Below are 25,244 nucleotides of genomic sequence, written 5' to 3'. Positions count from 1 at the left end.
ATTGTCGACCGCGCCATTGCAGATCTGGTCGCTGTCATCGGACGAGCGGCAGGAGCCTCCGGCGCGCATGTGATCGGTAATCGTGCCAAGGTGGTCGAGATGGGCCGTGAGTATCAGGAACTCATCGGCAAGGGCGGGGTCAGAACCGCGGATCATGCCGACCACATTCGGAGCGTCGAAGGGCTCGGACAGGGTGCGCTGACGCAGCGTCACGGTGTGCGGCAGGTCAAAGCGCGGATAGCTCGGCTCTTCGGCCGACATGGCGGCCTGGACGTCTTCCAGGCTCATCTCCGCACCTTCGAACAGGCGGGCCCCCAGCTCGGTCGTGACATTGGCCGAGGCGGCCACGCTGTCATAGCCCGACGGGCCGGTCGCAGTGGTGAGCCGGACCGCAGGGCGGGATCCGAAGCCTTCGGTGAAACCGGTCAATTGCTCCGGTGTCCAGCTGGTCAGCGAGATCATGCCGATCGCGCCGTGCTCGGCGGCGACATTCCGCTTGGTGGTGCCGGAATTGTGGTGAGCGCGTTCTTCGGACAGACCCTCGAAGACGTCTTCCGGGACGCCGCCCATGACGACGACGATCTTCCCTTCGACATCAAGGTCGGCATAGTCGTCATGGCCGCGGTTGGCCGCCGAGACGCCATAGCCGACAAAGACCAGCTCGCCGGTCACGTCCGCTTCCAGAACGCTGGGATTGGCGGAGATGTAGGCGCCGGTGCCATGTTCGAAGACTTCACCATCGAGCGTCATCTGGTTGTAGTCGGCATCGGGACGAACTTCGTGCAGCGGCACTTCGGCGAAATAACCACCATTGTCACCTGCGGCTTCAAGCCCGAGCAGACGCATCTGGGCCGCCACATAATTGGCGGCGATTTCATAGCCATCCGTGCCCGGATCGCGTCCGGCCAGATAGTCCGAGGCGAGAAAGCGGATATGCGCTTCGATATTCACCGCGCTCACATCCGGCGTGAAGGCCGCTTCAGCGGTTTCGCTGCCGGTGTCGGTATTGGTTGCGGCCGTACAGGCGGCAAGGGCCAGACCGGCAAGCGCCGGAATGAGATACTTCATGTAAAAGCCTCCCCCAAAGAGGTGTTGGTGTCTGGCTGGACTATAGGGGGGGCGGGGTGACGTACAACGTCGGTGGTTTGTTAATTTTCAGTCACAAGTGCCGCGGCGACAGAGGGCAGTACGGAATAGTGGTCTGAAAAGATTGGCGTCATGCGCGCCGGGCGGCCGGTCGAGAGCTGGAAGCAGACGACCTTGGTCAGGGCACGAAACACAGTTGCCCCGTCACTGACGCGGCGGAACTGATAGCGCCGCTCGGCCCGCAGCCGGCGATCGGACTGGCTGATCCAGACGGCGCAGTCGATCTCGTCGCCGACCCGGACATGGCCGAGATAGTCGGCCTCGGTGCGGATGATGGCGATGCCGCGATCATCCTTGGCGCAGGCCTCCATCGTGTAGGCCTCGCCCTTGGAAAACCAGTGCGTCCAGGCGGCCTCGTCGGCCCATTCCAGATAGCGGGCATTATTGGCGTGGCCGAAACTGTCGATATCCTTCGCCCCGACCGTGATGCGATGGATATAGGCGTCCGGCAGGTCCCAGCCATTCCAGTCGTCGGTCATCATCCCAGCTCCACGCGCATCGGTCGGGTGATTGTCACCGCCGCCGGTGAGACGTCGCAGGCATAGGCGAGGACTTCAACCCCGGCTGCCGCACTCTCGCGCAGGGTCCGGGCATAGACCGGGTCAATGTCGGCGGCGGGCCGCAACACATCGCAATCGCTTCGCTGGACAATGAAAAGCTGGACCGCCCGCTCGCCGGCCGCGACCTGGCCCGCCAGCTCCACAAGATGCTTGGCGCCGCGTGCGGTCACCCCGTCGGGAAATTCGGCGATGCCGGGACCGCGCTGCCAGTGGACATTCTTCACCTCGACCCAGCAGGGCGGCTTGCCGACCCCTTCCAGCAGCAGGTCGATGCGGGAATTCGTCCCATATTTTACCTCGCGTCGCAGGCTGTCATAGCCGGTCAGCTCGGCGAGCATGCCGGCCTCGACGGCCTCCTCGGCCAGCGCATTGGCGAGATTGGGCAGGGCGCCGATCAGCGTGCCTTCCGCCTCGACCAGCTCCCAGGTGAATTTCAGCTTGCGCTTGGGATTGTCGGATCGAGAAAGCCAGACCGGAAGGCCCGGTTCCTTGATGCCCGTCATGGCGCCGGTATTGGCACAATGCGCGGTGACCATCTCGCCACCCTCCAGCTCGACATCCGCAAAGAAGCGCTTGTAGCGTTTCACCAGCGTGCCGGAGATGAGCGGGTTTGCGAATTTCATGGCTTGGACTTCCCTGCGGCAGGCTCATATATCCTCATCCAGGCGACATTTAAGGACGATTCTCATGACGGCGAGCAAACGGGTGACGGCGGCGGTGCTCCTGATTGGCGATGAGGTCCTGTCCGGTCGCACCCAGGACAGAAATCTCAACCAGATCGCCCGCTTTCTCGCCCCGATCGGCATCAATGTCGTGGAATGCCGCATCGTGCCGGACGAGACCGACACCATCGTCGCCGCGCTCAACGCGCTGCGCCGCGCCTGTGACTATGTCTTCACCACCGGCGGCATCGGCCCGACCCATGACGACATCACCGCCGATGCGGTCGCCAGGGCATTTGGCGTCGGCATTGATGTCCGCGACGATGCGCTGGCCATCATCGAGGACTGGTATGCCAGGACCCAGACCCCGGTCACCGAGAGCCGCAAGCGCATGGCGCGCATCCCCGACGGGGCCAGCCTGATCGCCAACCCGGTGACCGGCGCGCCGGGCTTCCAGACCGGCAATGTCTTCACCCTGGCGGGCGTGCCCTCCATCGTCGCCGGCATGCTCAATGATATCGATCATCGGCTGGAAGGCGGGGCGGTGACCCAGTCGCGCTCGGTCAAGGGCGACAACCTCCGCGAAGGCGATGTCGCCGAGGCGCTCGGCGCATTGGCGACCGAATTCCCCGATGTCTCGATCGGTTCCTATCCCTATTTCCTTGAAGTGAAGGCGGGCGAGATCAAGCGCGGCACCCACCTCGTCGCCCGCGCCACCGATGCCGACCAGCTCGACCAGGTGATCGCGCGGATCGCGGCGATGGTCGAAGCGTTGGGGATCACCGCGCGGATTGATCCGGTGGATTGAGGATTTTCCTCCCCATTCCATGGGGAGGTGTCGCGCCCGAAGGGCGGGACGGAGGGGCCGCCGCAGGCGGTGGGGCTTTTCCGCGCTTGCGGCCACCTCGCTTCGCCTTCCTCGCTACGCTCGGTCCCATCGACCCTCCTTCGCCAAGGCTACGGAGGGCCACTTCCCCACATCGTGGGGAAGAAAAGTGCGCGCTTATCCGACACTGTGCACGCCTTCCTTCTCCCTTGGGAGAAGGTGGCCCGGAGGGCCGGATGAGGGGGATTTGTTCCGCGTTCACCGGGATTTACCCCTCACCCTGACCCTCTCCCGGGGGCGAGGGAGAGTGTGAGCCGACAACAAAAATCACAAAACTTATCCCTGCCCGTCCCGAGCGCCCCATAATCCCCCCGTCCCGCGTCACTCGAGGCCCGGATTGGTGATCCGGGGGCGTTGGGAGGACGGAGCTCGTCCGGTTGCCTGGAAACACCGCCAGACCAACCCGGCGTGGCCATCGGCAGGACGGCGGCACAAAGCTCGACCGTTTGTCCCTGTCGGTTTCGAGACGGGGCCGGTAACGGCCCTGACCAAATCTCCGTGTGCGGGGTGCCCGAGGTGCCCATCCACACAAGACAATAGCCAAACCGGCATCGGCCGGGACCCCGCACCCCTCATCCCGCCAGGTGGCAACACCGTGGCGAGATTGGTGCTGTCCCCATCTGGCGCTGAATGTGCCGCCTGCCTTTCAATTGCCCCGGTTTCGACTTGTCGCGGTCGCGGAACGCTTTCAGGCTGCCATTTGAGGGATTTCGGGACCGGAAGGGGATTCCATGAAACGCGTTCTTTTGATCAGTGCCGCAGGCCTGGCCTTGCTGGCGGCCTGCACAACCACGGTCGCGCCGCCGCCGCCATTATCGCCGCCTCCGCCCGCGCCGCCTCCGCCCCCTCCGCCGCCGGCCATGGCCGAGATGGTGACCGTGACCGGGTCTCGCGTCCGAAGTGCGGCATATGGCAGTGACGCGATTGCCGGTGTCTCGAATCTCACCATGCCCGATCAGCCCGTCATCGATCGCGAGCGCTATGAGGATGTCGATCCCAACCCGGTCGTCTCCACCGCCGATGAACCCGTTTCCACCTTCTCCATCGATGTCGATACGGCGAGCTATTCCCTGGTCCGCAATTCACTCGAAAACGGCCAACTGCCGCCGACCGATGCGGTACGGATCGAGGAGATGGTCAATTATTTCGACTATGACTATGCCCTGCCGCCGGGGCCGGAAGCGCCGTTTGCGACCCATGTGACCGTGACGCCGACGCCGTGGAATGCCGGAACCCAGCTCCTGCACATCGGCATCCAGGGTTATGAGATCATTGCCGAGGAAAGGCCGCGCGCCAATCTGGTCTTCCTGGTCGATGTCTCCGGCTCGATGAATGATCCGGACAAGCTGCCGCTGGCGATCCAGGCCATGCACATGCTGGTCGATGAGCTTCACCCCGAGGACACCGTTGCCCTGGTCGTCTATGCCGGGGCCGCCGGTGCGGTCTTGCCGCCGACCGAGGCGCGGGACGCCCGCACCATCCACCGGGCGCTGGATCGTCTGAGCGCCGGCGGGTCGACGGCGGGAGGTGCCGGCCTGGCGCTGGCCTATGATCTCGCCGAGCAGAATTTCGACGCCGATGCGGTCAATCGCGTCATGCTGCTCACCGATGGCGATTTCAATGTCGGCGTCACGCAGGATGAGCGGCTCGAGGATTTCGTTGCCCGCAAGCGTGACAGCGGCATCTACCTGTCGGTGATGGGCTTTGGTCGCGGCAATTACAACGACCAGATGATGCAGACGATCGCCCAGGCCGGCAACGGCACGGCGGCCTATATCGACAGCCGCCAGGAAGCGCGGCGCATGCTGGTCGAGGAGAGCTTTTCCGCGCTCTTCCCGATCGCCGAAGACGTCAAGATCCAGATCGAGTTCAATCCGGCGCGGGTCGCCGAGTATCGCCTGATCGGATACGAGACGCGGCTTCTGGACCGCGCTGACTTCAACAATGACGCGGTGGATGCCGGCGAGGTTGGCTCGGGTCATTCGGTGACCGCCATCTACGAGATCGCGGCACCCGGTTCGGAAGGCGTGCTGATGGAACCGCTGCGCTATGGTGGCGGCGCGGCGGTCGAGCCGGACCTCGATGGCGAGTTCGGCTTCCTGCGCCTGCGCTACAAGCGTCCGGGCGAGGATGACAGCCGGCTGATCGAGCGGCCTGTGACCGATGCCGACAGGGTCATGGATTTCGAGGATGCGCCGCAGGAGGCGCGCTTCTCGATCGCGGTTGCCGGTTTTGCCCAGCGTCTGCGCGGCGATGCCTATCTCGGCGATGAGTATGACTGGGCCGCGATCCGCGAGACCGCGGCAGGCGCAATGGGCGCGGATGCGTTCGGATACCGGGCGGAGTTTCTCGACCTGGTCAGCCAGGCCGAGGCGGCCGACGCGGCGCGTTTCAAGCCCTGATCAACAATTGTTGGAGCCGACATGAAAAGAGCCGCGCCCTGGGGCGCGGCTCTTCGTGTTTCAGGCTTGCCACCTGTCCGGGATCAATCGCCGAACTGGTAGTGGAAGCGCACGCCGATCGTCCGCGGCGGGGCGACATTGGCGTAGTGGGTGCGCACCGTCTGACCGTTGATGGTCTGGTTTGACAGCGACGTTCCACGAATACCGGTCTCGATATACTCATTGCCGATATTGTTGATGAAGAGCGTCGCGCCCCAGTTGCCGGCATCATAATTGATCGAGCCATTGGCCACGAAATAGCTGTCCAGCGTCGCGCTGCTGCCCCGGCCACCGGTGCGGGTGAGAATGTCACCCGTATAGGAAATGCCGAGATTGTAGTTGAGCTGGGCACCGCTCGCGAGGTCGGTGGTGTAGCGACCGAAGACCGAGGCCTGGGTCTCCGGCGAGCCCGGCAGGCGGTCACCGGCTTCACCATCCTCAAACGCCGAGGCGAAGCCCGGCGGGGTGATGGTGCGGATCAGGAAGGGCACATCGGCGGTCAGTTCCGACTGGGTGAAGGAATAGGTGCCGCGCAGTTCGAAATTGTGCGCGACCTGCCAGCTGCCCTGCAGTTCGAAACCCTTCGACTCGGCACCGGCCGCGTTGACCGTGATCGGGATATTGGCATTGACCGTGGCCGATGAGACCTGCGGGTCGGTCCATTCAACGAGGAAGATGGCGCCATTCAGCGTCACCGCTCCGCCGGCCCAGTTCGTCTTGGCGCCGAGCTCGTAATTGGTCGTCTGGTCCGGGCCGTACTGGCGTTCGTCGAACTCGGCGATGTCACCCGGATTGGGACCGTATTGCTGGCCCGGTGCGAGGGCGCAGGCGCCCTGGTTCGCGTTCGGGTCAAATGCCGGGCACGGGCCAAGGCCGTTCGAGGCGCCGATGCGATAGCCTTCCGACACCGTGAAATAGGCCAGGATGTCGTCGGTCAGGTCATAGGCGATGTTGAACTTGTAGAGGAAGCCGTCATCGGACTGGGCGAGCGCCGGATCAAAGGCGAGGTCGCGGATTTCATCGAGGGTGAGCGGCGTATAGGTCGGCGCTTCGAACAGCGGGAAGTCGACCGTCGAGACCGATTCCAGCTCGTACTCGTAATAGCGTCCGCCAACCGTGATCGAGAGCCGGTCGGTGATGTCCCAGCCGAGCTCGCCGAAGATGGCGCTTTCGGTGAGCTGGGTGTTGGAGGTGGAGAAATACTCCAGATCGGTCGGGTTCTCGGTCAGGCCGAAGCCGAAATTGTCGTTCACATAGGCGGAATAGTTCGGCGTGAACTCCGAAGAAGAGCTCACGAACTCGGCCTTGTTGTAGTAGTAACCCAGGATCCAGTTGAACTGGCTCTCATAGGTCGAGACCAGGCGGAGTTCCTGGTTGAAGAACTCGTCCTCGCCCAGCTCATGGGTGAAGGCGGTGAAGTTCGGGAAGCTCTCATAGGAATATTCCAGGGAGATCAGCAGGTCCGTCTGGTCGCGCTGCCCGTCCTCGTCATAACGACCGAAACCGGTCGCCGAGGTGAGTTCGGCAAATCCGAGATCGGCGGTGACTTCCAGGGCGAAGAGCTCGTTATTGCGCTCGATCGGCTCGAGAACGCGCAGGCCGGACTCGTATCCGCCAGCCGGGATTGGCGAACGGCGCGAGGAAATCTGGCGCCCTTCAATGTCCTGGCGCTGGAAGTAATAGGTCGCGGTTGCGTCGAGCCAGTCGACCGGCACCCAGCGCGCGGCGATGCGGCCGGAGAGGGTATCTTCGCCGTCAGCATCCTGGACCGGAGCGAGATTGGCAGCGACGTCGGCCGGATCATTGAAATCCGGGTTCGGGTTGGACACGCCCGGCTGGCGCACGCGATAGGAGTAATCGGTGAAGCCGGAATCCTGCAGCACGTCGAGCGAGCCGCGGATGGCGAAAGTGTCGGACACCGAACGGTTGAAGGTGAAACCGATGTCGGCGGACGGGCTCTCAGCTTCGGAGTACTGATAGAAGGAAGAGCGGATCTGCAGCATGTTGCTGTCGAAATCCGGCCGGTTGGGCAGGTAGCGGATCGCGCCGCCCAGCGTGCCGGCACCATAGAGCGTGCCCTGCGGCCCGAGCAGCACTTCGACGCGCTCGAGGTCATTCATCTTGAGGTCGATGAAGAGCGGGATCTCGCCAAGATAGGTGGCCACAGTGCCGCCACCGTCATTATTGCCGTCGCCGGAGTTGATCGGGTCGGCATTGAGCCCGCGCACGATGATCGGATTGCCCTGGCGGCCGCCGCGATCAACGATGTTGATGCCCGGGACATAGGCGAGGGCATCAGCGAGGTCCTCGAAGCCCTGCTCCTCGATCTGGCTGCCGCCGATCGCTGCAATGTTGAGCGGGATGTCCTGCACGCCTTCGGCCCGGCGTGTCGCGGTCACGACAATCACGTCCTGCGAGGATGAGGCATTGTCCTGCGCGTGAGCCGAGCCGATCGCTGACATGCCGGCAAGTGGCAGGGCAAGTACACTGATCGAACAGGCCAGGCGCGAGCGAAGCGATGCTTTGGATTTTGCGGGCATGACTGAAATCTCCGAATGAATTTGTGTTCTGATCATGATCTTCTGAGTGAAACGAAAGCAATTGCCGGGCGCCGGATTCATGTCACAATTCTGTTTTCCTCCCGAACCTGTTGCCTGCATGACACGCTGCGACTGCGAACAGGCTTCGCGTCTGCAGCATTCGGTGGCCTCATGCCCCTTCGTCCTTCCCGCCCTGGCGATGCCGGCATGACCGCGACGGCCACGGCAGAATCGCGTCTGGCTCGCGCCGCCACCGCCCTCGCGGCAAAGCGCTATCAGGAAGCACATGCCCATTGCGTGGCGGTCTTGCAGCAGCACGGGCCGAATGCCGAAGCCTTCTTCCTGCTGGGCCTGCTCACCGCGGCCCATGACAATCACGCCAAGGCGGTCGAGATTTTCGACCGGGCAATTGCGGTCAACGGGCTCGATGCCCGTTTTCAGGCCCATCGCGCCAAGTCGCTGCTGGCGCTCAATCATCGCAAGCTGGCAGGTGAGGCCGCCCGCCGGGCGGCGCAGCTCGGACCGCCCGATGCCCTGACCTTCGACACGATCGGCGTGGTGTTCACCCGACTTGGCGATCATGCCGGCGCGATCGGTCTGTTCGAGGCGGCGGTGAAGCAGGACCCGGCCCGCCCTGACTACCACTACAACCTGGCCGCCTCACGCCAGTTCGCCGGTGATTTTGCCGCTGCCGAAACCGCCTATGCGCGAACCCTGGATCTGGCACCGGGCCATGTGCGGGCCCTGTCAGCCATCGTCGGGCTCAAGCGCCAGTCCGAGGCCGACAACCGTCTGGATGCTCTGGTCGCGGCCTTTGCGGCGCGCGCCGGCGATGATGAGGACGCGCAACTTCATCTCGGTCACGCCATCGCCAAGACGCTGGAGGATCTCGGTCGCGACGGCGAGGCGCTGGACTGGCTGGGCCGCGCCAAGGCTGGGGTGCGCGAGCGTCGGGGTTATGACAGCGCGGTTGATGCGGCGCTCTTTGACGCCGCAATTCGGGGCGGGGCCGGTGGCGACCCGGCGCCCGGATGGCCAAGCGAGCGTGCGGTCTTCATTACCGGTCTGCCCCGGACCGGGACGACACTGGTCGACCGCATTCTCGGTGCCCACAGCGCCATCCGCCCGGTCGGGGAATTGTCCAGTTTCGCGCTGATCGGCAAGCGCCTGGCGGGAACGCCCGGACCCTATGTCATGGATGCGGCCACCTTGTCGGCGGCCAGCGGTGTCGCAGCGACCCGCTGGGGAGAGGCCTATGAGGACAGTGTTGCTGATCTGGCCGGCGATGCCCCCCGCTTCACCGACAAGATGCCGCTCAACATCATCTGGGCAGGCCAGATCCATCGCGCGATGCCGAACGCCCGCATCATCTGCCTGCGGCGCCATCCGATCGATGCCTGCCTCAGCAATTACCGCCAGCTCTTCGCGACCAGTTTCTCCTATTACAACTATGCCTACGATCTGGAGGATTGCGCCCGTTACTATCTCGGCTTTGACCGGCTGCGGGCCCATTGGGCCGCCACACTGCCGCCCGATCGCTATACCGAGATCGCCTACGAGGACGTCGTCGCCGATCTGGACGGCGAGGCGCGTCGCCTGATTGCCCATTGCGGCCTCGACTGGGAACCGGCCTGCCTTGATTTTCACAACCAGGCCGGCAGCGTTGCCACAGCCAGCTCGGTCCAGGTCCGCCAGCCGCTCTATTCAAGCTCGATCGGGCGCTGGAAGCGCCATGCCGAGGCGCTCCGTCCGATGCGGGCGATTCTGGAAGAGGGCGGTGTCATCGACGCCAACGGTCATTGGCTGCGCGAGGCCTGACCGACCGGCTGGCCAGTCTGCCGAAGCGGTGTAGGATCATGGTCGTGTCCCTCCCGCGGGCGTGGCGGAATCGGTAGACGCAGCAGACTTAAAATCTGTCGACCGCAAGGTCGTGCCGGTTCAAGTCCGGCCGCCCGCACCACCCTTCACCCTTCACCCTTCGCCCTGCGGGCTTCGGGTGGCAAGCCATCGGCAGGGCGTGCACGCCGGGGCGAAGCGGTGCTGCCCGCAGGCAGTGCGACGGGGGCAAACAACGGGGGCATAACAACCGGGGCAGGCCGCAGCAGGTCATCGCGCCTCAAGCCCGCCGATTGTGTCCCATCATCCACAGGCGCCAGACCGTCAGATAGGCGCCGGCCATGCCGAAGAGCAGGGCGATCATGGTGGTCACCTTGATCCACCAGGAATTGAAATTCTCCCGGCTCGACCAGTCCATGATGTGGACGCCCCAGAAGAAGTCGTAGACACGCCAGGCCGTGGTGCGCACGGCGCGCAGCTCGCCGGTCTGGCTGTTGATGTAGAAAGTGGCGGGCGGCGTGGTGTCGCCGGCGGCGAAGTCGATCCGCCAGGCCGGTACGGCGAGTCCGGCTTCGCGAGGCGGGTCGGTCAGCCAGTCAATGTCCGCAATCTCGCCCAGCCCGTTCTGGCGGGTGGCGGCGATGTTGACAGCGAGCGCCTCGCTGATCGGCGACAGCGTCACGCCGGTGCGGGCGTTGATCATGACCGGTCCCGCTGCCGTTTCCAGTCGCCAAACCGGCTGTCCGGCCAGCCAGCCGGTCCGCGCGGCTGTCACTTCGGTCTCGCGGGCGGCCAGAATGCTGGCCAGTGGCAAAGCCTCGTCAGCCCAGTCGAGCGGGTGGTCAGCCTCGTCATGGCGCAGGTGTTCGCCGCGGATTTCCTCGATGGGAATGATCACCATGACGAGGCCCGAAACCAGCCACAGCATGACCTGCACGCCGAAGGCTGCACCCAGCCAGAGATGAATCTGGCTCATCAATCGATGGAGTTTCACGGTGCCTCCCGGGGCAATGTTTTGCGATGTCAGGTGTACACCGGATCCGGGCATCGCATCCAAAACTGTGTGCAGGCGCATCCTGGGCGAAACGCAATCTTCGGAGTTTCCATATGGGATACGTCAAACCTGTGGCCGTGTTGGCCGTGACGCTTTCGGTCGGCCTGGGCGCGGCCGGGGCCGAGTGTCCCGCCGATCCGGTCCGCGTACGGATTGCGCACGTGGAGGAGAACCGGTTCGATATCGCGGTTTCCGCGCCGGGTTCACAAGGCGCCATCGACATCTCGTGGCGAGAGGCTCCAGGAACGCAGGACGGGCAGGCTGACTTCCTGTCGGATATGGTCTTTGAGCGGTCTGACGGTGTGGTCGTCGCGGCTGATTATGCCGGCTATGGCACCTGGCAATTGCCTGGCGACAGCGAGGCGCGCTGGGACGGATACCGCTACACGCTGACTGCCGACCATGATCGCGCCGAATGGAATATCGGCAAGGAGGAAATCGCCTATCGGTTTGACGACGGCTTTTACTTTGTTCTCCAGTCTGTTCTGGCGGTCAGCTATGGTTGGGGAGACTGCCAGTTTGATGTCCGCATGATCATGCCGGAAGGCTGGCAGGCCGTGACGCCCTGGGCAGAGGTTGACGCGAATGCGTTCGCGGTGTCCGGGCTGAACAGCCTGATCCGCAATCTTGTTGTCCTTGGCCCGGACCTCGAGCCGCAAACGGTCACCCTCGACGGCCTTGACGTGGTGATCATCAGTGAATCCGTCTTCGATGAAGCGCGGCCGGCCTTTGCGGAGGTGCTGCGCCGCAGCCTTGCCGCCTACACCGGGATTTTCGGTGGCGTTCCGATGGAGCGCTATCTCGTGGCGTTCGGCGAGGATGACATGAATGATGGCGGTGCCTTCGCCGAAAGTTTCGGGCAACGCCTGCCTGCGCCCTTCCGTGAGCATGAGCGCCTGATGTGGGCTCGCTCGCTCGCACATGAGTCGCTGCACGCCTGGATCGGCATTGCCATCTCACGACAGCCGGATGCCGAGCTGCAATGGTTCACCGAAGGCGGGACCGACTATCTCACCATGAAAACCCTCTACCGCACGGAGCTGGTCGAGGCCGACGATGTCATTTTCATGATCGAAGGACAGATTCGCCGCTTCCTGCTTGGGCGTATCCAAAGCGGGCCTGTCAGCTTGGCCGAGGCCGGCGAGAACAAGCAGGAGAACCGGACCCTGGTCTATGGCGGCGGCGCGCTGTTTCACCTTCTGCTCGATGCGCGCATGACCGAATTGCATGGCGCCGGGTCTTACGAGGCAGCGCTGCGCTCGCTCTACGAGGCGGACGACCGACGCTACTCCCAGGCCCGCATGCTGGCCGCCCTGGATGCCCGGTCCGACGGCGCCGCCAGTGAAATCCTGGCCATGCTCAATGGCCCGTTCGATCCGTTCGGCTTGCTGGCAGAGATTGACACCGCCGGGCTCGCGACGGCCGCTTTTGGACCGGACGAGATCCTGGTCCGGTTTGCGGCGCAAGGCTGTGCGGGCTCGCGGGATGCGGCCTGCATGCCTGATTTCCTGAGCCGCTGATATCGACGTCGGTGCGGCAGGGCGCTAGCCTGCGCCCATGCCGCACCGCGCCGTCCATGACCATCTTCTCGCCGCCGCCGAGCCGCTGTTTCCGGACCTGTATGCCGCGATCCGGCATCAGGGTGCGTTGAAACTGCCGCGACGCGATGATCTGGCCTTCCCCGATTATCTGTGCCGGGCCATTGCCGGGCAGCAGATATCGGTGAAGGCTGCTGCGGCGATCTGGGGCCGGGTTGAAGCCAGTGCCGGCGATGCCGACCTGCTCGACCATTTCTGTCCCGGCAATACCGAAAGCTTGAGAGCCTGCGGCCTCTCGGGCGCCAAGACCCGCACCATCATCACCATCGCCGAAACCCACCGAACGGTCGGGCTCGACACGGATGTGCTGCGCGCCCTGCCGATCGGCCAGCGCAGCGCCCGCCTGACCGAGATATGGGGCGTGGGCCAGTGGACGGCGGACATGATGAACATATTCTATTTCGGCGAGGGCGATGTCTGGCCCGACGGCGATGTTGCCGCCCGCAAGACACTCGAGCGCCTGACCTCAAGGCGCCGCAAGACGGTGCGGACCGCCGCCATGTTCAAGCCCTACCGGTCCTGGCTGGCCTATTACATGTGGGCGCATGTCGATGCACCGCCGGACGGCGCGACGGCCTGATCCGGGCATACGGGACCAGGCCGGCCACGGTCCCGCTGAGCTTGCCTACAAAACGCCTTATCTTGGCCGAGTTCGGCTGGTCGAATGGCGGTCATGACACGACGTATTCTCATCGATGCCGGCCTGTTTGTCGGCGGTTGGGCCCTGGGCTGGATGCTGACCGACAATGCGCTGATCGGCCTGTTGTTCGCGCTTATCTTTTCCGGCGCAGGCGAGGGCGTGCAGGCGGCTGCCAGTCATGATGACTGAGCGGCTTCACCGCGCGCTCGACATCCCATACCGCTCTCTCTAACCTTCGCCATGAACCCTGTTCAATCGCGGGTCGCCAAAAGAAGCGATCGCGAGCCTGGTCGACATCAAGAGGGGAGTTCCCATGGCCGAACCCGACATTCTCAAGGGGAAGCTGCGCCTGCCTGTCATTGGCGCACCGCTTTTCATCATCTCGAACCCGGACCTGGTCCTGGCCCAGTGCAAGGCCGGCATTGTCGGGTCCTTTCCCTCGCTCAATGCCCGCCCGGTCAGCCAGCTCGATGAGTGGCTGGACCAGATCACCTCCGAGCTCGAGAGCTACAACCGCGCCAATCCGGACAAGCCGGCCGCGCCGTTTGCGGTCAACCAGATCGTCCACCGCTCCAATAATCGCCTGCAGGAAGACCTGGAGCTGTGCGAAAAATACAAGGTGCCGGTGGTGATCACCTCGCTCGGAGCCCAGGCCGAAGTGAACCAGGCGGTGCAGGCCTGGGGCGGCATCACCCTGCATGACGTCATCAATCAGCGCTTTGCCCACAAGGCGATCGAGAAGGGCGCGACCGGCCTGATCTGCGTGTCCTCCGGTGCCGGTGGCCATGCCGGCGCCCTGTCACCCTTCGGCTTCATTGCCGAGACGCGGTCCTGGTTTGACGGTCCCATCCTGTGTTCCGGCGCCATTTCGACCGGCGGCGGCGTGCTCGCGGCCCAGGCGATGGGTGCGGATTATGCCTATATCGGCTCGGCCTTCATCGCGACCGCCGAGGCCCGCGCCGAAGCGGCATACAAGCAGGGTATTGTCGAGGGGTCCGCGGAAGACATTGTCTATACGAACCTCTTTACCGGCGTGCACGGCAACTACCTCAAAAAGTCCATCATTGATGCCGGCCTTGATCCGGACGCCTTGCCGGAAAGCGATCCGTCGGCGATGAATTTCGGGTCCGGTGGCGGCTCCAAGGCGAAGGCCTGGAAGGATATCTGGGGCTCCGGCCAGGGTATCGGATCGGTCAAGGCCGTCCGCCCGGCGGCCGAGTATATCGATCAACTCAAGGCCGAGTATGATGCCGCCAGGGCGCGACTCTGCGCCTGATCAAAGGTCTGGAAGCGGCGCCTTCCACAGCTCCGTCCCGCCTGTGTCGGGCGGGGCAGGGGGGGGGCGCCTCGACCTGGCAGCGCTGTCATCAGCAAGTGTCGCAAGGGCGGAGCAGGCCAGGCCGGGTCGAGACAGGCAGGCTCAGCCGCCTGAGCGGCGGCGCGCCTCAATGCTCAGGCTGTCGGTGATCTCTGACGGTCTTCGAAACAGGTAGTGCGGATCCTGGGCTGCAAGGATGTCCGGCGTGGCGAAGCCCCATTCGACGGCACCTGCGTGGCAGCCGGCTTCGCGGGCTGCATCGATGTCACGGACTTCATCGCCGATACACAAGGTTCGATCAGGCGTCGTGTTGGCGCGCCTGATCACCTTGCGGAAGATTGATGCCTTGCCGAACAGGGCCGCGCCACAGGCGAACTGGCCGAAACGACTGGCGAGCGGTTCGCCCAGCACGGCGCGAACCGCGGTTTCGCCATTCGATGACACCACGGCGAGTTCAACACCCCTGTCCGAGAGCGCCTCCACCAGGTCGCGAATGCCGTCAAACAGGTGGATCTTGTCGATATTCTCGGCAGCACGCGCGCGGACGTCAGCGGCGATGAAGGGGATTTTCCAGGCCGGGATGTCCAGCTCGTCCATGATCGCCTTGGGGGTCAGGCCGCGCAGCGATTCTGCCTTCTCCTCGCCGATCGGCGCCAGCCCGTGCTTATCGACCACATCGGCGAGCGCGCCGCGAAACCAGGTCAGGCTGTCGGCGAGCGTGCCGTCGAAGTCGAAGATGACCAGATCATAGCGGTTCGCCACGCTTTCACTCCCCCGTCGCTGCAGCCATGCAGCCGCCCCAAAGTCGAACCCTCGACGATTCTTGTGACAGTTTCACGCTGTAATGGCGCAAGCCGCAAAAGCAAAGGGCAGCCCCTGTCCGGTGGCTGCCCTGGCCTGTCTTTGTCAGACGGTTCTGATCAAGCCGGCATGGTCAGGCGGTCAGCCAGGCCGGCCTGACGCAGGGCAGGCCGAGATCATCGGCGACCAGCTGGTGGCAGATTTCGCCATCCGCCGTGGTCAGGCCCTCGCGCAAATGCGGGTTCTCGTTGATCGCCCGCTTGGTGCCCTTGTTGGCGATTTCCAGGCCGAGCGGCAGGGTCGCATTGTTGAGCGCCAGCGTTGAGGTGCGGGCATAGGCGCCCGGCATGTTGGCGACGCAGTAGTGGACGACACCGTCGATAATGTAGGTCGGGTCGTCGTGCGTGGTGGCCTTGGAGGTCTCGAAACACCCGCCCTGGTCGATGGCGATATCGACGAGGACGGCGCCGTCCTTCATCTCTTTCAGCATGGCACGTGTCACCAGCTTCGGGGCCGCAGCGCCCGGAATAAGGACCGCGCCGATCACCACATCGGCTTCGCGCACGGCATCTTCGAGCGCGGCCTGGGTCGAGTAGGCGGTTTTGACGGCGCCGGAAAACTGTTCGTCGAGTTCCGCGAGACGACGGTTGGAACGGTCAAACACCGTCACGTCGGCACGGGCCCCGATCGCCATTTCCGCGGCATGGGTGCCGGCGACGCCGCCGCCGATGATGACCACCTTGGCCGGCAGCACGCCGGGCACGCCGCCCAGCATGGTGCCGCGGCCGCCCTGGGCCTTCATCAGGCAATGTGCGGCCACCGAGACGGACATCCGTCCGGCAACCTGGCTCATCGGTGTCAGCAGGGGCAGGCGCCCATCGCGATCGGTGACCGTTTCATAGGCGATCGACAGGCAACCCGCCTTGCGCAAGCCCTCGGCCTGGACCGGGTCGGCCGCCAGGTGGAGATAGGTGTAGAGGGTGTGATGCGGCTTCAGCATCGCTGTTTCGGACGGCTGCGGCTCCTTCACCTTGACGATCATCTCGGCCCTGTCGAACACCGACGCGGCGTCCGGCTGGATGGAGGCGCCGGCGGCGACATAGTCGTCATTGGTAAAGCCAATGCCTTCGCCGGCGGCGGTTTCGACGAAAACCTCGTGGCCATGGCGCACGAATTCGGCGACGCTGTTTGGCGTCAGACCGACCCGGTACTCGCGAACTTTGATTTCCTTGGGTACCCCGATACGCATGATCATCCCTCAAGGGCTGGGCAGTGCGGCGCTTCCTTCGATATTCGATTACGAGAAGCGGCCTGCGTGATTAAATTTGACAACTTGGACCGTTTGCTGTGAATTATCGTGCAACATACGGCAATGATGGCGACATATATACCAAGCCATCTCGATAATCCAGAATGATCTGCGGATTTAGTCCCCATGCCCGGGAGAGTGTACCTTGCGTCTTGATAGCGTTGATATCTCCATTCTCAACCAGTTGCAGGATCATGGCCGGCTGACCAATGCCGAGCTGGCCGAGCGTGTCGGCCTGTCGGCCTCGGCCTGCCACCGCCGCGTCAAGGCGCTGGAGGGGGCCGGGATAATCGACCGCTATGTCGCCATCCTGTCGGAAAAGGCGCTGGGCCGCGGCATCACGGTTTATGTCCAGGTCACACTGGACAACCAGAAGCGCGACACGCTGGTTGCCTTCGAGAAGTCCGTCGAGCAGGTGTCCGAAGTGATGGAATGTTATCTCATGAGCGGTGAGGCAGACTATCTGATCCGGGTTCTGGTCCGTGACGCGAATGATTATGAGCGCGTGCACCGCGAGGTGTTGTCCGGCCTGCCCGGCGTCGCCCGCCTGCACTCCTCCTTCACCATCCGGCGCGTCTTTTCGCGCACCGCCATGCCGGTGCCGGACGAAGTCCAGATCACAGCTTAGACTTGCCTGTTGGCAAGGCCGGGACTAAGTCCGCGCCATGACAGATGATCGCTACGACAATCTGGGCCAGCTCGGCTCCGCAACCGCGCTGCCCGCCAATCCGGAAACCGCGCAGCTCGAGCGCGTCGCCAATCCCTGTGACGCGCCTTACATGACGCGTTTCGTGTGCCCGGAGTTCACCTCGCTCTGCCCGGTGACCGGTGCGCCGGACTTCGCTCACCTGGTGATTGATTATGTGCCGCGCGACTGGATCGTCGAGAGCAAGTCGCTGAAGCTTTATCTGGGTAGTTTCCGCAATCATGGCGCCTTCCACGAGGCCTGCACGACCGGTATCGGCCAGCGCCTGGTCAAGGAGCTCGACCCGGTCTGGCTGCGTATCGGCGGGTATTGGTATCCGCGTGGCGGGATTCCGATCGACGTGTTCTTCGCGACCGGTGAGCCACCCAAGGGTGTTTGGATCCCGGACCAGGATGTGCCGGGCTATCGCGGCCGGGGCTGACCGGTCCGGTTTGCAGAACCGAGACGGGCGTTGCCGCCCGGCAGCGCCCGTCTCGCTTGCCTATTCCATCCAGTGATCGATCCGGGCTGGCGGCCGCGGGCGTTCCACCGGTTGGTCATTGACGGTCCCGACATAGATGAAGCCGGCGATCCGCTCGCCCGAGCGCAGGCCCAGCGCGTCCTTCACCTGAGGGTCGAAGGCATACCATTCGGTGAGCCATTGCGCGCCATAACCCATGGCCGAGGCTGCAATCAAAAGGTTTTGGCAAACTGCACCGGCGGACAGGATCTGCTCCCATTCCGGTACCTTGTGTCTTTCCAGCACGGTGGAGATGACGGCGATGACGAGCGGTGCGCGGGTGAAGCGTTCAGCCTCGAAGCAGCGCTGCGCATCGGTGGCATCCGGCGTGGATGCGCTGAAGACCTTGCCGAGAATCTGTCCGAATCTGGCGCGGGCTTCGCCCTGGAAGACCATGAACCGCCAGGGTGCCAGCTTGCCGTGATCGGGCACGCGTGCTGCAATTCCCAGGAGGCGGTCGAGCTCGTCAGCAGACGGGCCGGGTTCCGCCATCGTGATTGCGGTCGCCGATCTGCGCCGGGTCAGCAGGGCAAGCGTATCCGGGCTGGGGTGACAGGGGGCGAGGCGTTCGCCGGGCGCCGGAAACGGCTTGAATTCAGGATCATTCATTATGATGGCCACCTTGCCAGCTGCGAGACTATCTTTGACCAAATCGGTCCGTGGTCGGTATACCTGTGCCCGGGGACTGCTTGCATATCGAGTTTGTGGGGATACGTATCAAGAATGAACGCTGAAATCGCCATCGAAGATGACACGCCGGCTGACCGCCGCCGCCGCAAGGTGCGCGAAGCCATCATCGACGCCGCCGAGACCATCTTCACCTCCGAAGGGGAAGAGGGGATTTCCATGCGCCGTCTCGCCGAGGCGATCGATTATTCGCCAGCCGCGATTTACAAGTATTTTGCCTCCAAGGACGAGTTGTTTGCGTCGATCCGGGAAATGTTCTTTGAACGCCTCCTGTCGCGCATCCATGCCGCGATGGAAGAGGGCGGCGGCATTGCGCCGCTGTGTTCGCGCTGCATGCGGGCCTATATCGAGACCGGTCTTGAAGAGCCCAATCACTACATGATGGCGTTCTCGGCCTCGGTGACCTCAAGGCCGCATCTCCATGATGAAAAGGAAGTTGCCTTCGAGGCCGAGGAAAAGCTCGTCGACATGATCAAGGCCGGTCAGCTGGAAGGCTCTTTCCGCGAGGTTGATCCCCGCGTTGCGTCCAAGAGTGTCTGGGCCAGCCTGCATGGTCTGACCATGCTGATCGTGAGCATCAGCGACTTCCCCAATGGCATGCCGGGCTCGGAACATGTCACCCGCGATGCCGTCATCGACCTGCATACAGACATGATCATGCGGGGCCTTCTCAAATCCGAATAGTCATTATTACAAAAAACGTGAACACTGTTCACTTCTCAAACGCTATTCGATGCCCTATATCCTCGACCGTGACAGGACGAGGATGTTCACATGTCTCTTTACAAGCGGCGCCTGGGTGCCGGATCTGCAGTCGGTCTGGCCGCCATCATTGTGGCTGTGCTGGTGTTCGGCGTGACCGCGTTGCGGGCCGAAGCCAATTTCATCGCCAGTGCGCCGCCCCCCCTGAGCGTCTCGACCATCACCGCCGATTATGATGACGATGCAAACATCGCCGAATTCTTCCCCGGCCTGATCACCGCGCGTCGGGAAAGCGCACTCGGCTTTGAGCGGTCGGGCCGGATCGAGAATGTCCTGGTCGATGTCGGTGACCGTGTCGTCGAGGGCGAGATTCTCGCCCGCCTCGATGTCCGTGCCTTGCAGGCGCAAATCGCCGCAGCCGATGCCCAGACCGCCGAGGCCGCTGCCCAGACGGCGCTGGCGACGGACACCGAGACCCGCCAGGCCCAGCTTCTTGAGCGCGGTCATATCTCCCAGCAGCGTTTCGACGAGGTGCGAACATCCACCCGGGCCGCACTGGCGCGCCAGAACGCCGCCGCTGCCGCGGCCGACGCCCTGCGCATCCAGCTCGACCTCTCCGTCATGACCGCGCCGTTTGATGGCGTGGTGACAGCCCGTCGCTCGGATGAGGGCGCCATCGCCTCGCCGGGGCAGCCCCTGCTCGAACTGGTCGAGCTCGACTCGCTGGAAGTCCGGGTCGGGCTGCCGCAAAGCGTGGCCGCCCGGTACCGGTCCGGCGATATCGCCAGCTTCGCCGTCGATAGCCAGGCTGCGCCGGTGCGCGCCCGTTTCCGCGCTTCATCCAGCGTCGTGGACCGGCAGACCCGCACCGTGACGGCCATTTTCGATCTCGAAGCGCAACAGTCCGTGGCCGCCGGACAGATCGTCCGGCTCGCGGTCGCCACGCCGATTGGCACGGAGGGTTTCTGGGTCCCGACGGCCGCGCTCGCCGAGGGGCGCCGCGGGCTGTGGTCGGTCTATGTCCTGACGCCCGACGCCAATGGTGACTACCGGCTCCAGCCGCGCGTCGTCGAGACGGTGCGCATCGAGGCTGAACGGGTCTATGTGCGCGGCGCCGTCGAAAATGGCGAGATATTGCTGGCATCGGGTCTCCAGCGGATCACGCCCGGCCAGCATGTCGTACCCGCCACCGTTGAGGCGCGGGCCCGATGAGCACGATTTTTTATCGCTATTCCCGCCTGACCGTCCTCGCCGTCATCCTGCTGGTTGCGGCCGGTATCGGAGCCCTGCTGTCGCTTGGCCGCCAGGAAGACCCGTCGCTGACCGAGCGCTTTGGACTGGTTGTGACGGCCTTTCCCGGTGCCTCTGCGGAACGCGTCGAGGCCCTCGTCACCGAGCCGCTTGAAAATGCGATCCACGAGCTCGCCGAGATCAATTCAACATCGTCCAATTCGCGTTCCGGTGTCTCCGTCATACAGCTGCAGATCCGCGAAGACCTGAATGCCACCGAGGTAAATCAGGCCTGGACGCAGATCCGAGAGCAGGTGGAAAGTGTTCGCCCGTCCCTGCCGCAGGGTGTGATCGCCCCGGATGTGCGGCGTCAGTATCTCGGGGCGGCAACCATGATCGTCTCGCTAAGCTGGGGCGAGAGTGGCGAGGAAAATCTCGCCATCCTGTCGCGCCTCGCATCAGACCTTGAATCGCGCCTGCGCAATATGAGTGGCACCGAGGAGACCGCCATTTTCGGCGAGGTCGAGGAAGAGATCCGCATTGTTGCCGATCCTGACACGCTGGCTGCTCTCGGTCTCACCATGGCGGACCTGGCGCGCCTGACCGCCAGCGCTGACGCGAAATCGCCGGCCGGTGAGCTGCGCGCCGGCGGGGTTGATCTCAATGTCGAGATTGCCGGCGAGTTTGACGGGCTGGATCGTATACGCGCCATCGCCCTGGGCGAGGGTCCCGATGGCGGTTTCATCCGCGTTGGTGACGTTGCCGAGGTGGAGAAGGGCGCGCGCACGCCGGTCGACGCCATGGCGACCACGCATGGCCGCCGCGCGGTCTTCGTCGCGGCCTATCTCCAGCCCGAATTGCGCGTCGACACATGGTCGGCAGCTGCCGACACAGTCGTCGCCGAGTTCGCGGCCGCGGTGCCGGGGGTCCAGGTCGAGACGATTTTCCGCCAGGCCGATTATGTCGACATCCGGCTCTCCGGCCTGGCCCGGGATCTGGGCTATTCGGCGCTGATCGTATTTGCCGTGCTGTTCGTGATGATGGGCTGGCGCGCAGCGTTGATCGTCGGGTCGGCCTTGCCGCTGACCGTTCTGGCTGTCCTGCTGCTGACCCGGATCTATGACGAGCCCCTGCACCAGATGTCGGTGACCGGCCTGGTCGTCGCGCTTGGACTGTTGATCGATAATGCGATTGTTGTCGTTGACGAATACCGGCTGATGCGCGCGCGTGGCGCAAGCCCGGTCGATGCGCTGGACAAGGCGCTTCGCCACCTGTTCGCGCCGCTCCTGGCCTCGACGCTGACAACGGTCTTCGCCTTCGCGCCGATTGCCCTGATGCCCGGTGCCGCCGGCGAGTTTATCTCGATGATCGGCATCTCCGTGATCTTTGCGGTGGTTTCCTCCTTCGTGCTTGCGATGACCGTTGTCGGCGCATTCGCGGCCTGGTTCGATGATCCGGCAATGGCCGGTGCTCCCCGTCGCTTCTGGCGACACGGGATCGGTGCGGGTCCGCTGGCCGGTCTGTACAGGGGCGTGCTTGACGCGGTGACACAGCGTCCCTGGACGGGCCTGGTCGGCGGACTCCTGCTGCCGATCGCAGGCTTCGTCGCCGCTTCCACCCTGCCGATGCAGTTTTTTCCGCCGACCGAACGGGACATGTTCCAGCTGTCGATGGAATTGCCGTCTTCCACCTCGATAGCGGAAACCCGGCGCCAGACCGAACGGGCTTCGGCGCTGATCGAGTCCTATGACGGCGTTGAACGCGTCTCCTGGGTGATCGGCGAGAGTGGCCCGCGGACTTACTACAATGTCGTCGGCAACCAGTCCGGCGTGTCCAGCTATGCGGCCGGTTTCGTGCACACGGTCTCTCCCGAGGCGACGGCGCGCATCCTCCCGGACCTGCAGCGCCGTGTGATGTCCGAATTTCCGGACGCGCGCCTGCTGACGCTGCCCTTTGAACAGGGGCCGCCCATCCCGGCGCCGATCGAGCTTGTGCTGGTGGGCCCGGAACTGTCCGAACTCAACCGCCTAGGCAATGAGATCCGTGCCGTGCTCGCACAGACGCCGACCATTACCCATACGCTCGGCCTGCTGGAAATGGGTGAGCCTGTCGCCCGGATCATGGCCGATGAGGCGTCTGCCGAACTTGCCGGAATTCGTCTTGATGACCTCGCCAACCGGTTGCGGGGCGAATTGGACGGCGTTGTGGGCGGAAGCGTGTTGGAAGGTGTGGAGGAATTGCCGGTCCGGGTCATTGCCCGTGACTCGCGGCGCTCCAGCCTGTCAGCCGTTTCCGCCTCTCCTCTTGCTGCACAAGGCAGCGACATCCTGTCATCGCCGATGGCCGCGCTGGGGGATGTCGTGCTGGCACCGCAAGTCGCCCGCATTCCGCATGAGGACGGTCGCCGGGTGAACACGATCTACGGCTATCTTGATCCCTACACGCTGCCGGCACCCGCGCTGGAGCATTTCTTCGCCGCGCTGGACGAGGCTGGCATCATCCTGCCGCCAGGCTATGAGCTGCAGGTCGCCGGGGAGGCCGCTGAACGCGGCAATGCCATGGCCGGCCTGTTCGGAACGGCCCTGCCGCTGCTGGTCCTGATGATCGGGTCGGTGGTGCTGGCTTTCAACTCCTTCCGTTATGCCGGCGTGATCTTCATCGTCGCCTTCCTGTCGGTCGGCCTGGCCATGTTTGGCGTCTGGGCTTTCGGCACGCCGCTCGGCTTCAACGCCATCGTCGGCTCGATGGGGCTGATGGGGCTGTCGATCAATGGCGCCATTGTCGTGCTGTCAGCATTGCGGGCCAATCCGGCGGCGGTCGCCCTGGAGGCGGGTGCGGTGCAGGCCACGGTGATGGATGCGACGCGTCACATCGTTTCGACCACGCTGACGACGATTGGCGGTTTCATCCCGCTGATCCTGTCGGGCGACAGTTTCTGGCTTCCCTTCGCCGCCGCCATGGTCGGCGGTGTTGCCGGGTCGGCGCTGCTGGCCCTCGTCTTTGCGCCCGCTGCCTTCACGCTGCTGACGCGCTTGGCGGAGAAGAAACGCCGTCTGGCCGAAGCCCTGCGCCGTCATCGCGAACGGGCTGAAGACTTGCCGGCCACGCCCGAACACGCCTAGCCCTGACCCGGTCCAAGGCAGTGATGAAGGTGCATCATGAGCAAGAGGCGCGGCCCCTGGCAGGTCGAATCCAGTCGTGAGATCTATCGCAACCCCTGGGTCAGCCTGACCGAGCATGCGGTGATCCGCCCCGATGGCGCGCCCGGGATTTACGGCGTGGTTGGCTTTGCCAATCTGGCGCTGGCGGTCCTGCCAGTCTTTCCGGATGGCCGTATCCTGCTGGTCGGGCAGCACCGGTTTCCGCAGGACCGCTATAGCTGGGAGATCCCGGAAGGCGGCGGTCCGCTGGGAGCCGATCCCCAGGCAGGTGCGGTTCGCGAGCTGCGCGAGGAAACGGGCTATGCGGCGGAAAACTGGCAGGAAATTCTGCGTATGGAGCTGTCGAACTCGGTCACGGATGAAGCCGCGATCGGCTATCTGGCGACAGGGCTGACCGCAGGAGAGCCCGATCCGGACGGTACCGAGGAGCTCGCTCTGCGCCTTGTGCATTTTCGTGAAGCCCTTGAAGACGTGAGTTCGGGCAAGATATCCGACGCCTTGACGGTAGCGATGCTGCTGCGGGCATACTACATGGCGCGGGAGGGTGAGCTGGCCGTTGAGCTGGCCACCGCGATGCTGGATCAAGGCGCGAGGAGAGCGTGATGTCACTCAGCCAAGTGGACACAACCGTCGAGGCACGCACTGGCGTCGACAGCATCTGGGCGCGTCTGCGCGTCGAGGCCGCGTCGGCCGCCGCCGAGGAGCCCATCCTCGCCAGCTTCCTGAACGCTGCCATCCTGCGTCATGCCAGATTCTCCGACGCGCTGGCCTATCGCATTGCCGCCAAACTTGCCGATGCCCAGCTCGATGCCATGCTGGCCCGCGATGTCGCCGAGGAGGCGATCGCGGGTGATCCGGATATCGTTCAGAACGCTGCTGCCGACATGATCGCCATCGATGAGCGCGATCCCGCCTGTTTGAGCCTTCTTCAACCCTTCCTCTACTTCAAGGGATACAATGCCCTGCAGGCGCATCGTGTGGCGCACTGGTTGTGGAATCAGGGTCGCCAGACCCTGGCCTTCCACCTGCAGAGCCGGGTCGGCGAGCGGTTCGGCCTCGACATCCATCCCGCCGCCCGGATCGGTCGCGGCGTCATGCTCGACCACGCGACCTCGGTCGTGATCGGCGAGACCGCGGTCGTCGGCGACAATTGTTCAATCCTGCACGAGGTGACACTCGGCGGTACCGGTGCCGCCCATGAGGACCGTCATCCCAAGATCGGCAAGGGTGTGCTGATCGGTGCCGGTGCCCGCGTGCTCGGCAATATCACGGTCGGTGATGGTGCGCGCATCGCAGCCGGTTCTGTTGTGCTCGAGCCGGTGCCCGCCGGCTGCACGGTTGCCGGCGTGCCGGCCAAGGTCGTGGGTGGCTGCGGCAAGGATCCGGCCAGAAGCATGGACCAGAGCCTGCCGCAAGGTTCCGGCTGACGCCTTGGTCCCGAGCCGCGCGCAGGGAGACGGACAGTGCC

General features: G+C 64.1%; 22 protein-coding genes and 1 tRNA gene. 15 read left to right on the top strand and 8 right to left on the bottom strand.

The genetic code is table 11. The features are described 5' to 3' along the window. The 3 genes from QZZ02_RS13105 to sfsA all read right to left on the bottom strand — a co-directional run. On the bottom strand, positions 1–1,068 hold a 1,068-nt coding region (locus QZZ02_RS13105), incomplete at its 3' end, for a PA domain-containing protein (protein ID WP_366511540.1). 80 nt (positions 1,069–1,148) lie between these two features. Beyond that, a complete protein-coding gene (locus QZZ02_RS13100; RefSeq protein ID WP_291845062.1) occupies positions 1,149–1,625 on the bottom strand; it encodes an acyl-CoA thioesterase in 477 nt (158 codons plus the stop codon). Further along, positions 1,625–2,329: a DNA/RNA nuclease SfsA gene (sfsA, locus tag QZZ02_RS13095; protein WP_291845061.1), complete on the bottom strand. Its 705-nt coding sequence runs from the start codon at positions 2,327–2,329 to the stop codon at positions 1,625–1,627. The genes QZZ02_RS13100 and sfsA overlap by 1 nt, the downstream gene beginning before the upstream one ends. Before the next feature lie 64 nt (positions 2,330–2,393). Between sfsA and QZZ02_RS13090 the strand changes: the two genes are divergently transcribed. Next, a complete protein-coding gene (locus QZZ02_RS13090; RefSeq protein WP_291845060.1) occupies positions 2,394–3,176 on the top strand; it encodes a molybdopterin-binding protein in 783 nt (260 codons plus the stop codon). Between the two features lie 809 nt (positions 3,177–3,985). Next, positions 3,986–5,656 (top strand): VWA domain-containing protein, encoded by a 1,671-nt coding sequence (locus tag QZZ02_RS13085; protein WP_291845059.1) that lies wholly within the window; start codon positions 3,986–3,988, stop codon positions 5,654–5,656. Between the two features lie 83 nt (positions 5,657–5,739). On the opposite strand, the gene QZZ02_RS13080 is transcribed toward QZZ02_RS13085, so the two are convergent. Next, the gene (locus tag QZZ02_RS13080) at positions 5,740–8,235 is read right to left on the bottom strand and encodes a TonB-dependent receptor (RefSeq protein WP_291845058.1); all 2,496 of its coding nucleotides are present in this window, start codon (positions 8,233–8,235) and stop codon (positions 5,740–5,742) included. Positions 8,236–8,442: 207 nt separating this feature from the next. Here QZZ02_RS13080 and QZZ02_RS13075 point away from each other — a divergent pair, with 207 nt between their 5' ends. After that, positions 8,443–10,053, top strand: coding sequence for a tetratricopeptide repeat-containing sulfotransferase family protein (locus QZZ02_RS13075; RefSeq protein WP_291845056.1), 1,611 nt, complete (start codon positions 8,443–8,445; stop codon positions 10,051–10,053). Positions 10,054–10,108: 55 nt separating this feature from the next. Then, positions 10,109–10,195 (top strand) — tRNA-Leu (locus tag QZZ02_RS13070). Between the two features lie 156 nt (positions 10,196–10,351). On the opposite strand, the gene QZZ02_RS13065 is transcribed toward QZZ02_RS13070, so the two are convergent. Then, entirely contained in the window at positions 10,352–11,065 is a 714-nt protein-coding gene (locus tag QZZ02_RS13065; protein ID WP_291845055.1) for a PepSY domain-containing protein, read from the bottom strand. 113 nt (positions 11,066–11,178) lie between these two features. Here QZZ02_RS13065 and QZZ02_RS13060 point away from each other — a divergent pair, with 113 nt between their 5' ends. The 4 genes from QZZ02_RS13060 to QZZ02_RS13045 all read left to right on the top strand — a co-directional run bounded on the left by QZZ02_RS13060 (position 11,179) and on the right by QZZ02_RS13045 (position 14,639). Continuing rightward, positions 11,179–12,645: a hypothetical protein gene (locus tag QZZ02_RS13060; RefSeq protein WP_291845054.1), complete on the top strand. Its 1,467-nt coding sequence runs from the start codon at positions 11,179–11,181 to the stop codon at positions 12,643–12,645. Positions 12,646–12,682: 37 nt separating this feature from the next. Next, the gene (locus QZZ02_RS13055; RefSeq protein ID WP_291845053.1) at positions 12,683–13,303 is read left to right on the top strand and encodes a DNA-3-methyladenine glycosylase 2 family protein; all 621 of its coding nucleotides are present in this window, start codon (positions 12,683–12,685) and stop codon (positions 13,301–13,303) included. Positions 13,304–13,396: 93 nt separating this feature from the next. Then, positions 13,397–13,552, top strand: a complete 156-nt coding sequence (locus QZZ02_RS13050) for a hypothetical protein (protein WP_291845052.1) — start codon at positions 13,397–13,399, stop codon at positions 13,550–13,552. 124 nt (positions 13,553–13,676) lie between these two features. Further along, entirely contained in the window at positions 13,677–14,639 is a 963-nt protein-coding gene (locus tag QZZ02_RS13045) for a nitronate monooxygenase family protein (RefSeq protein ID WP_291845051.1), read from the top strand. Between the two features lie 144 nt (positions 14,640–14,783). Here the strand turns inward: QZZ02_RS13045 and QZZ02_RS13040 are convergent, their stop codons facing one another. Both QZZ02_RS13040 and ald read right to left on the bottom strand, forming a co-directional pair. Continuing rightward, positions 14,784–15,443, bottom strand: coding sequence for an HAD hydrolase-like protein (locus QZZ02_RS13040; RefSeq protein ID WP_291845048.1), 660 nt, complete (start codon positions 15,441–15,443; stop codon positions 14,784–14,786). Between the two features lie 172 nt (positions 15,444–15,615). Then, positions 15,616–16,731, bottom strand: coding sequence for an alanine dehydrogenase (ald, locus tag QZZ02_RS13035; RefSeq protein WP_291845047.1), 1,116 nt, complete (start codon positions 16,729–16,731; stop codon positions 15,616–15,618). A 205-nt stretch (positions 16,732–16,936) separates the two neighbouring features. On the opposite strand from ald, the gene QZZ02_RS13030 reads away from it, so the two are divergent. Together QZZ02_RS13030 and queF are read left to right on the top strand one after the other, a co-directional pair. Further along, positions 16,937–17,419 carry an Lrp/AsnC family transcriptional regulator gene (locus QZZ02_RS13030; protein ID WP_291845046.1) on the top strand — a complete coding sequence of 161 codons (483 nt, stop codon included), beginning with the start codon at positions 16,937–16,939 and terminating at the stop codon, positions 17,417–17,419. Positions 17,420–17,456: 37 nt separating this feature from the next. Next, entirely contained in the window at positions 17,457–17,918 is a 462-nt protein-coding gene (gene queF / locus QZZ02_RS13025) for a preQ(1) synthase (protein WP_291845045.1), read from the top strand. Positions 17,919–17,978: 60 nt separating this feature from the next. On the opposite strand, the gene QZZ02_RS13020 is transcribed toward queF, so the two are convergent. Next, positions 17,979–18,605 (bottom strand): nitroreductase, encoded by a 627-nt coding sequence (locus QZZ02_RS13020; protein ID WP_291845044.1) that lies wholly within the window; start codon positions 18,603–18,605, stop codon positions 17,979–17,981. A gap of 114 nt (positions 18,606–18,719) precedes the next feature. Here QZZ02_RS13020 and QZZ02_RS13015 point away from each other — a divergent pair, with 114 nt between their 5' ends. The 5 genes from QZZ02_RS13015 (at position 18,720) to cysE (ending at position 25,203) form a co-directional block, all read left to right on the top strand. After that, a complete protein-coding gene (locus QZZ02_RS13015; RefSeq protein ID WP_291845043.1) occupies positions 18,720–19,367 on the top strand; it encodes a TetR/AcrR family transcriptional regulator in 648 nt (215 codons plus the stop codon). Positions 19,368–19,457: 90 nt separating this feature from the next. After that, the gene (locus QZZ02_RS13010) at positions 19,458–20,597 is read left to right on the top strand and encodes an efflux RND transporter periplasmic adaptor subunit (protein ID WP_291845042.1); all 1,140 of its coding nucleotides are present in this window, start codon (positions 19,458–19,460) and stop codon (positions 20,595–20,597) included. After that, a complete protein-coding gene (locus QZZ02_RS13005) occupies positions 20,594–23,737 on the top strand; it encodes an efflux RND transporter permease subunit (protein WP_291845041.1) in 3,144 nt (1,047 codons plus the stop codon). Before QZZ02_RS13010 ends, QZZ02_RS13005 begins: the two co-directional genes overlap by 4 nt. A gap of 36 nt (positions 23,738–23,773) precedes the next feature. Beyond that, positions 23,774–24,379, top strand: coding sequence for an NUDIX hydrolase (locus QZZ02_RS13000; RefSeq protein ID WP_291845039.1), 606 nt, complete (start codon positions 23,774–23,776; stop codon positions 24,377–24,379). Beyond that, on the top strand, positions 24,379–25,203 hold the full coding sequence (gene cysE, locus QZZ02_RS12995; protein ID WP_291845038.1) for a serine O-acetyltransferase: 825 nt from the start codon (positions 24,379–24,381) through the stop codon (positions 25,201–25,203). Before QZZ02_RS13000 ends, cysE begins: the two co-directional genes overlap by 1 nt. Positions 25,204–25,244: the final 41 nt, after the last annotated feature.

This window comes from Maricaulis sp. (genome assembly GCF_015665295.1).
GTDB lineage: Bacteria > Pseudomonadota > Alphaproteobacteria > Caulobacterales > Maricaulaceae > Maricaulis.
This window is presented reverse-complemented; position numbering and strand designations above follow the sequence as displayed.

Bases quoted from the DNA above. Each gene is read 5' to 3' on its own strand.
- QZZ02_RS13100 (WP_291845062.1), bottom strand. From the start codon at position 1,625: ATGACCGACGACTGGAATGGCTGGGACCTGCCGGACGCCTATATCCAT.
- QZZ02_RS13010 (WP_291845042.1), top strand. From the start codon at position 19,458: ATGTCTCTTTACAAGCGGCGCCTGGGTGCCGGATCTGCAGTCGGTCTG.
- QZZ02_RS13005 (WP_291845041.1), top strand. From the start codon at position 20,594: ATGAGCACGATTTTTTATCGCTATTCCCGCCTGACCGTCCTCGCCGTC.
- QZZ02_RS13000 (WP_291845039.1), top strand. From the start codon at position 23,774: ATGAGCAAGAGGCGCGGCCCCTGGCAGGTCGAATCCAGTCGTGAGATC.
- QZZ02_RS13090 (WP_291845060.1), top strand. From the start codon at position 2,394: ATGACGGCGAGCAAACGGGTGACGGCGGCGGTGCTCCTGATTGGCGAT.
- QZZ02_RS13050 (WP_291845052.1), top strand. From the start codon at position 13,397: ATGACACGACGTATTCTCATCGATGCCGGCCTGTTTGTCGGCGGTTGG.
- queF (WP_291845045.1), top strand. From the start codon at position 17,457: ATGACAGATGATCGCTACGACAATCTGGGCCAGCTCGGCTCCGCAACC.
- QZZ02_RS13075 (WP_291845056.1), top strand. From the start codon at position 8,443: ATGACCGCGACGGCCACGGCAGAATCGCGTCTGGCTCGCGCCGCCACC.
- QZZ02_RS13080 (WP_291845058.1), bottom strand. From the start codon at position 8,235: ATGCCCGCAAAATCCAAAGCATCGCTTCGCTCGCGCCTGGCCTGTTCG.
- ald (WP_291845047.1), bottom strand. From the start codon at position 16,731: ATGCGTATCGGGGTACCCAAGGAAATCAAAGTTCGCGAGTACCGGGTC.
- QZZ02_RS13060 (WP_291845054.1), top strand. From the start codon at position 11,179: ATGGGATACGTCAAACCTGTGGCCGTGTTGGCCGTGACGCTTTCGGTC.
- QZZ02_RS13085 (WP_291845059.1), top strand. From the start codon at position 3,986: ATGAAACGCGTTCTTTTGATCAGTGCCGCAGGCCTGGCCTTGCTGGCG.
- QZZ02_RS13055 (WP_291845053.1), top strand. From the start codon at position 12,683: ATGCCGCACCGCGCCGTCCATGACCATCTTCTCGCCGCCGCCGAGCCG.
- QZZ02_RS13015 (WP_291845043.1), top strand. From the start codon at position 18,720: ATGAACGCTGAAATCGCCATCGAAGATGACACGCCGGCTGACCGCCGC.
- cysE (WP_291845038.1), top strand. From the start codon at position 24,379: ATGTCACTCAGCCAAGTGGACACAACCGTCGAGGCACGCACTGGCGTC.
- QZZ02_RS13045 (WP_291845051.1), top strand. From the start codon at position 13,677: ATGGCCGAACCCGACATTCTCAAGGGGAAGCTGCGCCTGCCTGTCATT.
- QZZ02_RS13020 (WP_291845044.1), bottom strand. From the start codon at position 18,605: ATGAATGATCCTGAATTCAAGCCGTTTCCGGCGCCCGGCGAACGCCTC.
- sfsA (WP_291845061.1), bottom strand. From the start codon at position 2,329: ATGAAATTCGCAAACCCGCTCATCTCCGGCACGCTGGTGAAACGCTAC.